Origin of the sequence: Clostridium sp. ZS2-4 (assembly GCF_026719745.1) — a bacterium.
Taxonomy (GTDB): Bacteria; Bacillota; Clostridia; order Clostridiales; family Clostridiaceae; genus Clostridium_H.
Window position 1 is genome coordinate 16,212 of record NZ_JAPPRQ010000011.1, and the last position, 11,310, is coordinate 27,521.

Annotated in this window: 9 protein-coding genes; 6 read left to right on the plus strand and 3 right to left on the minus strand. The window is 31.9% G+C overall.

The window, feature by feature from the left end; translation table 11 throughout:
• Positions 1–80: 80 nt before the first annotated feature.
• Positions 81–518 (plus strand): DUF6385 domain-containing protein, encoded by a 438-nt coding sequence (locus OIO11_RS01255; RefSeq protein ID WP_268069517.1) that lies wholly within the window; start codon positions 81–83, stop codon positions 516–518.
• Between the two features lie 137 nt (positions 519–655).
• Here OIO11_RS01255 and OIO11_RS01260 read toward each other — a convergent pair whose 3' ends face one another.
• Entirely contained in the window at positions 656–1,516 is an 861-nt protein-coding gene (locus tag OIO11_RS01260) for a DNRLRE domain-containing protein (RefSeq protein ID WP_268069518.1), read from the minus strand.
• Positions 1,517–1,803: 287 nt separating this feature from the next.
• Between OIO11_RS01260 and OIO11_RS01265 the strand changes: the two genes are divergently transcribed.
• On the plus strand, positions 1,804–2,799 hold the full coding sequence (locus tag OIO11_RS01265) for a glycosyltransferase family 4 protein (RefSeq protein WP_268069519.1): 996 nt from the start codon (positions 1,804–1,806) through the stop codon (positions 2,797–2,799).
• A 287-nt stretch (positions 2,800–3,086) separates the two neighbouring features.
• Here OIO11_RS01265 and OIO11_RS01270 read toward each other — a convergent pair whose 3' ends face one another.
• On the minus strand, positions 3,087–3,998 hold the full coding sequence (locus OIO11_RS01270; protein WP_268069520.1) for a hypothetical protein: 912 nt from the start codon (positions 3,996–3,998) through the stop codon (positions 3,087–3,089).
• A gap of 179 nt (positions 3,999–4,177) precedes the next feature.
• Here OIO11_RS01270 and OIO11_RS01275 point away from each other — a divergent pair, with 179 nt between their 5' ends.
• The 3 genes from OIO11_RS01275 to OIO11_RS01285 all read left to right on the plus strand — a co-directional run bounded on the left by OIO11_RS01275 (position 4,178) and on the right by OIO11_RS01285 (position 6,574).
• Positions 4,178–4,399 carry a hypothetical protein gene (locus tag OIO11_RS01275; protein WP_268069521.1) on the plus strand — a complete coding sequence of 74 codons (222 nt, stop codon included), beginning with the start codon at positions 4,178–4,180 and terminating at the stop codon, positions 4,397–4,399.
• Between the two features lie 130 nt (positions 4,400–4,529).
• Entirely contained in the window at positions 4,530–5,582 is a 1,053-nt protein-coding gene (locus OIO11_RS01280; protein WP_268069522.1) for a tetratricopeptide repeat-containing glycosyltransferase family 2 protein, read from the plus strand.
• A gap of 185 nt (positions 5,583–5,767) precedes the next feature.
• Complete coding sequence (locus OIO11_RS01285) at positions 5,768–6,574, plus strand: hypothetical protein (RefSeq protein WP_268069523.1); 807 nt, start codon at positions 5,768–5,770, stop codon at positions 6,572–6,574.
• A 153-nt stretch (positions 6,575–6,727) separates the two neighbouring features.
• Here the strand turns inward: OIO11_RS01285 and OIO11_RS01290 are convergent, their stop codons facing one another.
• On the minus strand, positions 6,728–8,059 hold the full coding sequence (locus tag OIO11_RS01290) for a glycosyltransferase (RefSeq protein WP_268069524.1): 1,332 nt from the start codon (positions 8,057–8,059) through the stop codon (positions 6,728–6,730).
• Positions 8,060–8,859: 800 nt separating this feature from the next.
• On the opposite strand from OIO11_RS01290, the gene OIO11_RS01295 reads away from it, so the two are divergent.
• A complete protein-coding gene (locus OIO11_RS01295; RefSeq protein ID WP_268069526.1) occupies positions 8,860–11,241 on the plus strand; it encodes a U32 family peptidase in 2,382 nt (793 codons plus the stop codon).
• The last annotated feature ends 69 nt before the right edge of the window (positions 11,242–11,310 follow it).

An 11,310-nucleotide genomic window follows, 5' to 3' on the forward strand; every position in this document is an offset into this window, starting at 1 on the left:
ATATAATATTTTCCATATACTAAAAGTAGGGAAAAATTATATGTTTTTAAAATTGAGCTATAGATTAGGGGAGATTTAATATGCTTACTAATCCGACAAATGTTTATACGAAGGATGAAGAATTAATTCAATTAAATAATGATATTTTTGATTGGATAAAAACACATACTCCGGTACCTCCAGCAGCTAATGTGAATTTAGGGGGAAGAACTTTCACTGAAAGTTCCAGTACTGTTTCAACTTCGGGTACTTTTCAACATACCTCAGGATTGAATATTTCACAGCAATCTACTGTTACATTTTTTGTGAAGAATACAGGGAGTTATGATGCCATAGTTAAACTAGAGATAAGTCCTGACGATTCAACTTATATAGATGATGGTTTGAATATTACTGTTCAAGCTGGAGAGATGAAAGCTTTAGTTCCAATGATCTTTGCAAAACATATTCGTGTAGGTTATAAATCAAGTGGTTCGAATCCTACCAATTTGGACATAATTATGCAAGGTCACATATAAAGTAACTTAAAAAAAGCTGTATTAGGAGGTACCAAAACCCATATTTTAATATGGGTTTTAATGTTTTAAGCTGTTGATACTTTATCAACAATCTAAGCCCCTAAATTAATAGGGGCTTTATATATAATGGATAATTGTTAATATTTAATGGTTTTATATATTCTTATTGTAGCATGATCACCAGGATTTACACAATCGAGAGCTATACATCTTAAGCGAGTATAAAGCAAATATCCATTTGTAGTTAAAGTTAAATTATCACCAGCATTAAGTTGACATAAACTAAGAGATGATGAGTGGTCGTCAATCCAAATACTGTTATCAGGACTGAGCTGTAAAATTATGCATGCTTCTTTAGGACCCAAATTTTCGATGCCAAAGGTTGCAGTTCTACCACCTAAAGGGATAGCTGTTGAATAAGCCCAAGTACCTGTACTTGTAACATCTTCAGGAACATATTCAATAATACCTGTATCTTCACTATAACTAATTTCAAGTATAGGATGTTTAGCAGGATTAAAATAGTCTTTACTGGTGAAACCAGTGAAAGAATATGCAGATTCTAAGCCTCTTAATATTAATCCATAGTTTGGAATATTACCTATATGCCAATCTCTTACTAAAGATGTTATATCCCATTCTAAATAGGCATTTATTTGAGAAACAATATCTAATGAAGCAGCAGGAGTAGGATCAAAAGCAGGTTGGGTTGTATAAGTTATAGTATTCTCATTAAAGCTGCTTAAAAGATTATATACTTTTGTTGGTTTTACAAGACTAGGTACATTGTTTTGTGTTATATATAATTTTAAAGTTGCACTTTCAATAGTGGCTATATCAGGAATAGAAGAAATATCGAATTTTATTAAGTCTCTATATATACTTGCTCCAGTTGTTAGTTTACCGCAAAAAAGCATACTGTCATGTCCAAAATTCATGTCGGGAAATAATTGAGAAATATAAGCATCCTGTACTGTCGATAATGTTAAGTTAGGCATAATGTTCACTCCTTATTATTTTCAAAATTAATACTTATCTGATGTCTACCTCTGTTAATAACCTTGAAATGGAGTAAAAACTCCACCTTAAGCTAAGAATTCTTGTTATATGATTCAATGAAAGTAGTTAAAGAAATCCTCATATAATCATAATATGTATAAAAAAACAGTATGTGATATTTATAGATAACATTATATTTTTCACATTTAATTATAATGCACACAAATTTAGCATAGAAATATTTTAAAAGAGAGGAATTTGTAAATCATAGGGGGATAATTTAATTATGAAGATACTTTTATGCACAAGACAAGATTGTTATAAAAATTTTGCAGGAGATACTACATTAGTGTTAAAAACTGCACAGTATTTGAAAAAAATAGGAGTAGAAGTTTACGTAAATAATGGCTGTATATATGATTTTTCGGAATATGATGTAATTCATTTGTTTAATTTAAATAAGGTAGGTGAGACGTACAAGTATTACAAAATGGCTCGTCAGCATAAAAAGAAAATACTTCTTTCGCCAGAATATTTTAATTTAAGTAAGTATTATAAGCATATGAATTATACAGAGAAGTTAAAGTGGTGGGAAAGAAGTAATGTTTACAGAAAAGAAATATTAAAAGGTGCTGCAAAAATAATTGTAAATAGTAAAATAGAACAGGAAAATATAAAAAAAGATTTTAGAATACAAAAGTTATCCAGTGTAATTTATAAAGGAGTAGAAGTAGAGGATGAAGAAGTGCCTTTATATAATTTCAGAGAAAGATATAAATTAAATACTTATGTATTATGTGTAGGAAATATTTGTCCTAAAAAAAATCAGTTAACTTTGGCTAACGTGTGCAGTGAACTTGGTGTACAATTAGTACTTATTGGAAAAGTAACGGACAAGGAGTATTTTAAACAATGTATAAAGTTTGATAACGTTTTATATCTTGGATTTATGGATAGTTACAACATATACAATGCCTATAGATTTGCTAAAGTGCATATACTTCCAAGCTATGTTGAAATTCCAGGTCTTTCATCTTTGGAGGCGGCAGCAAGTGGATGTAATATTATTTCTACAGTTGAAGGTACAGCGAAAGAATATCTTAAGGATATGGCTGTATATTGTAATCCATATGATGATAACAGTATATATGAGGAGGTAGAAAGAGGATTAGCTATACGTAAAAATAATAAGTTGAAAAATTATGTTAATGAGAACTACACATGGGAGAAATACAGTAAAGAATTGTATAAGAATTATAATGAGTTGATAATAAGTCTTTAATAAAACATACTGCATGATTTCATAGATAAAACTATATAGTCTATATTTAATAAAAACATACTATATTTTATGGAGATATAGTATGTTTTTATTTTGGATTTGTTTTAAACAAAGGTTCATTTTGAAACTTCTTTATATTAGTAGATTCAATAAAATAATGTAAGAAGTAGAACCAAAAAAAAATTAGAATCATATAATAAATTAGCTGCATTAAGTGGCAGTTTAATGTACATTTGAGAAAATTATTTTATAATATTTGAAGGATGTGATGATAGTGAGTGATTTAGCTATATGTACTTCACCGTGTGTTGGGCCAACAGGACCAACAGGGCCAACAGGGCCAACAGGGCCAACAGGACCAACAGGACCAACAGGACCAACAGGACCAACAGGGCCAACAGGGCCAACAGGACCAACAGGACCAACAGGACCAACAGGACCAACAGGACCAACAGGACCAACAGGACCAACAGGACCAACAGGACCAACAGGACCAACAGGACCAACAGGACCAACAGGACCAACAGGACCAACAGGGCCAACAGGGCCAACGGGACCAACAGGACCAACAGGGCCAACAGGGCCAACAGGGCCAACAGGACCAACAGGACCAACAGGGCCAACAGGGCCAACAGGGCCAACAGGGCCAACAGGGCCAACAGGGCCAACAGGACCAACAGGACCAACAGGACCAACAGGACCATCAGGAGGACCAATAGGACCAACAGGACCAACAGGACCAACAGGGCCAACAGGGCCAACAGGGCCAACAGGGCCAACAGGACCAACAGGACCAACAGGACCAACAGGACCAACAGGACCATCAGGAGGACCAATAGGACCAATAGGACCAACAGGGCCAACAGGACCAACAGGACCAACAGGACCAACAGGACCAACAGGACCAACAGGACCAACAGGACCAACAGGACCAACAGGACCAACAGGACCAACAGGACCAACAGGACCAACAGGGCCAACAGGGCCAACAGGGCCAACAGGGCCAACAGGGCCAACAGGACCAACAGGACCAACAGGACCAACAGGGCCAACAGGACCAACAGGACCAACAGGACCAACAGGGCCAACAGGGCCAACAGGGCTAACAGGGCTAACAGGGCCAACAGGGCCAACAGGACCAACAGGAACAACAGGGCCAACAGGAGCATCAGGACCATCAGGGTTAACAGATTACGCATATATTTATAACATCGGTGCACAATCTGTAACAGAAGGAACAGATGTTAACTTCAGTAATAACGAAATATTATCAGGAGGTATTAGTCATACTACAAGCACAGCACCAATAACTATATCTAAAACAGGAGTTTACAATATATCATATTATATATATGCTGTTCAACCAAATCAAATTGCATTGTATTTTGGTGGATCTTTAATATCAGTATCTACAGCATATGGTCAAGGTAATGCAGCTTCTGCAAATAGAGGAAGTGTAATTGTTAGAATAAACAGTACAGGAAATCTTACATTAAGACTTATTGCTACTACAGGCTTTAGTACGACGTTAGTAGTAAATCCAGGTGGAACTGAAACAACTGTAAATGCATCAATAGTTATTAAGAGAATAGCAGATTAAGTTTTGTTTTTGGTTCAACTAAAATTCAGGTGGAGTAAAAACTCCATCTGAATTAAGTTTTACTTTATTTAATATTATATCTTAAGTAATTTTAATGAAGGTGATGAATTTGACAACTATCAGCCTGTGTATGATAGTCAAAAATGAAGAGAAAATTTTGGAACGATGTTTAGCTTCAATCTATGATTTGGTTGATGAAATCATAATTGTGGATACAGGATCTACAGATAATACAAAAGAAAGTGCTTATAAATTTAATGCTAAGGTTTTTGATTTTGAATGGTGTGATGATTTTTCAGCTGCAAGAAATTTTTCTTTTAGCAAGGCAGAAAAGGAGTATATACTTTGGTTAGATGCTGATGATATTTTATTAGAAGAAGATAGAGAGAAACTTAGAGATTTGAAAAAAACAATAGATAATTCAGTAGACTCTGTGAGCATGATATATAATTATGCTTTTGATAAGGACGGTAATGTAATATTAAGCTTTAGGAGAAATAGACTGGTTAAGAGAATAAATAATTTTAAATGGCATAGTGCAGTACATGAGTACTTAGAAGTAAGCGGTAAAGTAATGGATAGTGATATTTGCATTACTCATAAAAGAGAAAAACTTTCCGGTGATCGTAATTTAAAGATTTATCAATCAAGATTAGAAAAAGGAGAAGAGTTTAGTTCAAGAGAGATATATTATTATGCTAATGAATTATATGATCATAAGTTGTATGAAGAAGCTGTTAAATACTACAAAAAGTTTTTGCAGAGTAAGGATGGATGGTATGAAGATAAAATAGCTGCCTGTGCTAAGGGTTCTGATTGTTGTTATTTTATTAAGGCGATTGATAAAGCAAAAGAGTATTGCTTTAAGTCTTTTCAATATGATACACCAAGGGCAGAATTATGCTGTAAATTAGGTCTATATTTTTTTACAGAAAAGAAGTTTAATCAAGCTATATTCTGGTATGATTTAGCTACTAAATTAAAGAAACCAGATAATTCTTGGGGATTTTTAGATGACACATGTTGGACGTGGCTTCCTCATGTACAGCTGTGTGTATGTTATTATAAATTAGGAAATAATAAACTGGCTTATGAGCATAATGAGATTGCAAGAAATTATAATTCTAATAATAAATATATTCTCCATAATAAACGATACTTTGAACAGCTGGGATATAAATAATGAAAAAGCATATTATAGATTTAAAACTTGTGATGTGCGTAATAATATTATGAAAATTAGTTAAAAAATCTTATAGATTAGAACAAAAAAAAATTAGAATCATATAATAAATTAGCTATACTTAGTGATAGTCTAATAATTTTAGTTAAAGCATTATCTTAAAAGATATAAAGGATGTGAGGTTAGTGGGAATATATGATTATGATAATAAACCTTTAACAATATGTACTGCACCATGTAAATCAGGAGTAACAGGACCAACAGGACCAACAGGACCAACAGGACCAACAGGACCAACAGGACCAACAGGACCAACAGGACCAACAGGGCCAACAGGGCCAACAGGGCCAACAGGGCCAACAGGGCCATCAGGAGGACCAATAGGACCAACGGGACCGACAGGACCAACAGGACCGACAGGACCGACAGGACCGACAGGACCGACAGGACCAACAGGACCGACAGGACCGACAGGACCAACGGGACCATCAGGAGGACCAATAGGACCAACAGGACCGACAGGACCAGCAGGATCGGCTACTTTAACAGCTTATGGATATATTTACAACTCGTCAGCACAAAATTTAACTGCAGGCATACCTGTTACATTTGATAGTAATGGTGTATTATCACCGATTATTAGTCATACTCCAGGAACAGCCGATATTTCTATACCACTTATGGGTATTTATGATATAACATTTTATGTTTATGTTCAGAATTATTCTCCGGCTTCTGTTCCTAGTAAGTTTGAATTATATTATAATGCTGTACCAATAGCACCAATACCACCAGCAGTTAATCCACCTACAGTTTATGGGGATAATAATGGAGATGTGGGATATTCTGGTCATGTAATTGTTGAATTACCAGGTGGAGCAAATCTTACTTTAGTACCTCTAATTTCAGGAGCATTGGCATTAAATCCAGGTGATACGCCAGGTACTAATACAGCTATAAATGCATCTATAGTTATCAAGAGGATAGCATAATATATGTTCTATAGATAATACAAAAGAAGCTATATGCAAATATAATGGTAAAGTTTTTGATTTTTAATAGTGGGATGATTCTTTAGTAGGAACAAATAATAAAAAAGCACATTACAGTTTTTAAGATTTGTAATGTGCTTTTTAAATTATGAATTATTGGTCAGAGACTATATTATCAAATACTTTACTTAGTTTATATGTCAAAAATTTTCTGTCGAATTTTTTAAGTTCTTCTTCATTTATGTGGATATTAAGGTTATCTTGGGTCCAATTAATATATAACTCTCTAATATAATTTTCAATGGATGTTATATCATTAAATTCGAAGTTTTTACCACAACTGGTTATATTCAGAAGATCCTCTACAACACTATTTTCAGGGGATAATGAGAGTATAGGTGTTTTTAGTCTCAAATATTCGAATATTTTTCCAGTATAAGCCGATTTTAGTTTTGGGTTTTTCCCTACAATAAGTAACAGCAAATCAGCTTTTGAGGCTTCTATTAAACTTTGAGCATGTGGCAGGTATTGTATATATTTTATTGTATTATATTGATTATTTTCAAAAATGCTTTTGTATATGTCAGGATTACAAGTTCCTATAAATTTTATTTCAATCTTTTCTTTATCTAATATACCTTTATCAATAAGGTTGTTTATTGCTTTTAATATTGAATTTGGATCTCTCTCTAAATATAAACTTCCATTATGGATTATAGTAAATTTATTATTTTTATTAGAACGTGGTATGTCATTAAAATCTGATTCATCATAGCCATTTGTTATAATAGAAATTTTAGAATCATCAATATTAAAATTTCGTATATAATTTAGTTTTGATATGGGAGATATAGTTATTACTTTATCACAAAAACTTAGAATCTTAGTCTCCATTTCACGTTGAATTTTAAAGAAAATGTTATTTTTATCTAAAGTATAATATGGATAATTTGTCCATTCATCTCTAAAATCTGTAACCCAAGGAATAGCATGCTTTTTCTTTAAGGTGTGACCTATAAAATGTGCAGAATAAGGACCAGAAGTTGTATAAATTAAATCTATATCATTAAGATTTACTGCAGATTCTATTTGTCTTAAAACACTACAAGTCCATAATACTTCATCATCAGGAAGTGCTAACATTGTTCTTGTATTATTAAATCCCTGATAAATATAATCTTCATAGAATTTGCAGTAATCATTTGGAAGAACATTTAGTATAGGAGCAATGCTTTTTTTTATTTCATTTACAATTTTATCTGTATACTGCTTTGAAGTAGAAGATTCAATTCGTATTATTTTTAAGTTTTTGGGAATTTCTTCAAGCAATGTATTATCTTTAATACAGAAAGGTGAATTTTTAACAGTAACAACAATAGGTTCCCAATCAAAGCATCTTAAGTATTTTACAAACTTTAAACTTCTTTGAACACCTGACCATCCTAAAGGAGGAAAATAATACGATATAAACAATACTTTTTTCAAGAAATCACTTCCTTAATATTTATAATACATATGTAATGTATATTATAAATGGAATAGATAATAGTACACCTAATAAGAAAAGTGCGAAGCACTTTTCAGTAGCCAGTGACCAGTAACCAGTAGCCAGAAAGAAAAAAGAATTAAAGAATTTAAATTGATAAAAATAGACATAAAAAAGAGCAAAAATATAGAAAACATCTATGTTCTTGCTCTTTTCCTTATTTAAATTTAGGTTTTGCCTTAGCAAAACTTCCTTCACTGGTTACTGGTATCTGGGTACTGGTTACTAGAATAAAATTGTTACACAATTTTATTCTAGGTTGTTTCAACAGTATACTTCAATTATGTGGCAGGCAAGCCTTTTCTAAAATAGAAGTTCTCATAAAATCGTGCATAGGTATATAAATTAGGATAATAGGACAATATTCTATAATTAAAGTACATATTAAACCTCCAGTTAATTTATAGATACTGCATTTTATGATTATAATGCTTCAAATGTTAGTTGAATTGTTTAATATGTAAAAATATAAATTTAAATATGTAATATATATATTAAAATTATCAATACTCATTGTTCAATGATCAATTTATGAAAAAATCTTGGATGAAACTTTAATACAATGAATAGTATTTATTGTAACTTATATATATGAAGTGAAATTTTATCCATATATAGTATTAGAATTTTGGGGAATGGGATAAATTTTGAATTACGTAATTTCCTCAATTGGCAATGATAACTTTAATTTGCTATAATGTATAATTAGGTGTAAGAATGGGTTAAGGAGAGATAAATTATGAAAAAAATTGAGCTATTGGCTCCAGCAGGAAGTATGGAAAGCTTGTATGCGGCAGTACAAAATGGAGCAGATGCGGTTTACCTTGGAGGGGCAAAGTTTTCAGCAAGAGCTTATGCCTCAAATTTTGATGAAGAAAATATGATTAAAGCAGTAGAATACTGTCATTTATATAATGTGAAAATTTATGTTACAGTTAATACTTTAATAAAAGAAGCCGAGATTAAGGAAGCTATAGAGTATATAAAATTTTTATATGAAATAGGAGTTGATGCTTTAATAATTCAAGATACAGGATTGGCAGAGCTTATACAAAGAAATTTTCCCGACTTTGAAATTCATGCTTCAACTCAAATGACTGTACATAATGGAGAAGGGGCGCTGCTTCTAAAAAAGTTAGGATTTTCAAGAATAGTACTTTCCAGAGAATTATCTTTAGAAGAAATTAAGCATATTTCAAAGGATTTAGATATTGAGACTGAAATATTTGTTCATGGAGCTCTTTGTATTTCCTATTCAGGGCAGTGCCTTATGAGCAGTTTAATTGGTGGAAGAAGTGGTAATAGAGGGCGCTGTGCTCAACCATGCAGACTGCCTTATGAAATAATAAATAGAACTACTGGTAAAATGGGAAAAGGATATCTTTTAAGTCCTAAGGATATATGTACCATAGAAAATATACAAAATTTAATTGACAGTGGAACTAGTTCATTAAAGATTGAAGGAAGAATGAAAAGATCGGAATATGTGGCGGGAGTTGTGTCTGCTTATAGAAAGGCTATAGATGAAGCCTATGACAGTGGACAATTGACAATGGATAATGAACAATTAAAATCAGAAAGATTTGAGCTAGAGAAAGAAAAGAAAAAATTACTTCAATTATTTAATAGAGAAGGCTTTTCTAAGGCTTATCTGTTTGGTAATACTGGTAGAGATATGATGGCTTATAAATTTCCTAAGAATACAGGAATTGAAATAGGTAAAGTAAATAGAGACATGACTATTGAACTAAAGGAAAATATAAGTCTCCAGGATGGAATCAGATTTGGAGATGATGGCTTTACTATTTTTAAAATAGTAAAGGGTTCAAAAAATGTAGAAGAAGCTTTTGTTGGAGATAGGGTTAAATTAAAACCTGCTAAGTATAAACAAGGAGATATATTATATAAAACTTCTGATGTCAAGCTTTTAGAGGTTTTAAGTGAATCCTACAGAAACATATATGGAAGAAAAATTAATTTAAAGCTAAAGGTTAAATTTAAGGTTGGAGAGCCTTTTACTATAAAAACTAAATATAAGGATAAAGATTTTGTAGTAGAAGGAGAAGCAGTTCAAAAAGCTTTGAAAAAACCAATGGAAAAAGAGCAAGTTATTAATAAGCTTAATAAAACAGGGGATACTGCTTTTAATTTTGAAGAAATCAGTTTTGAAAATTTTGAAGAAGGATTTATAGCAGTTTCTTCAATTAATGCTGTGCGCAGAGAGTTAATTGACAGTATAAGTAATCATATAAAAAGAGAATGTAAGAAAAGCTTAAACAAAGGTTTGGACTTTAATATTAACTATAAAAAAGAATTAAAAAATGAAATAGATAGTCCATTAGTTATTGTAACTACAAATAACCAATTAAACGCAGCAAAAGAATGTAATATTGATAATATTGCCGTAGAAATCTTTATGAGAGATTGTGATATTGATCTTAAAAATATAAAATGCAGTAATTTATTTATAAAGACTCCAAGTATAATTAAAGAAGAATTTAATACTGTATGCAGAAAAATTGAAGAAAGCCTTCCGCATATAAAGGGAATAATTACTTCTAACTTAGGAATAATCAATAAATTTAAAGAAAAAACTTTAATAATAGGAGACTACAAGCTGAATAATTTTAACAGCTACAGTTTAGAATTCTATAAGGATATGTTAAATATTGCAACTGTCAGCGTTGAGTTAAATAAAAAAGAAATAAGTAATTTGGTAAAAAAAGCATCACTTCCTTGTGCATTTGTAGTTTATGGGAAAACTGAGCTTATGGTAAGTGAATATTGTCCAATTGGAAGTGTATTTGGAGGAAAAAATAATAAAGACGGATGCAGCGGTGAATGCAAAAATGGGAACTTTGTTCTAAAGGATAGAATGGGAGAAGAGTTTCCAATTAAGACTGATAAGTACTGCAAAAGCCATGTATATAATGGTGCTGCTATAAATTTAATTCCTAATTTGGATGAGATTAAAACCTTAAATGTAGATTTACTAAGACTTGATTTTGTAGATGAGAGTTATGAGGAAACTTTGGAAATTTTAAATAGCTATAAAAATAAAGCATTTAAAGGAGAGTTTAAAGGCTTTACCAGAGGTCATTTTAAAAGAGGGGTTGAATAGAAACAGTTGAGAAGTGAAAGTGGAAAGTTGAGAGTTAAAAAGAAAAGGGTTAGATAAAACAAGTATTAA

Coding starts and splice junctions, on each gene's coding strand:
- OIO11_RS01270 (WP_268069520.1), bottom strand. CDS start 3,998: ATGCGTAATCTGTTAACCCTGATGGTCCTGATGCTCCTGTTGGCCCTG.
- OIO11_RS01280 (WP_268069522.1), top strand. CDS start 4,530: ATGATAGTCAAAAATGAAGAGAAAATTTTGGAACGATGTTTAGCTTCA.
- OIO11_RS01295 (WP_268069526.1), top strand. CDS start 8,860: ATGAAAAAAATTGAGCTATTGGCTCCAGCAGGAAGTATGGAAAGCTTG.
- OIO11_RS01265 (WP_268069519.1), top strand. CDS start 1,804: ATGAAGATACTTTTATGCACAAGACAAGATTGTTATAAAAATTTTGCA.
- OIO11_RS01260 (WP_268069518.1), bottom strand. CDS start 1,516: ATGCCTAACTTAACATTATCGACAGTACAGGATGCTTATATTTCTCAA.
- OIO11_RS01255 (WP_268069517.1), top strand. CDS start 81: ATGCTTACTAATCCGACAAATGTTTATACGAAGGATGAAGAATTAATT.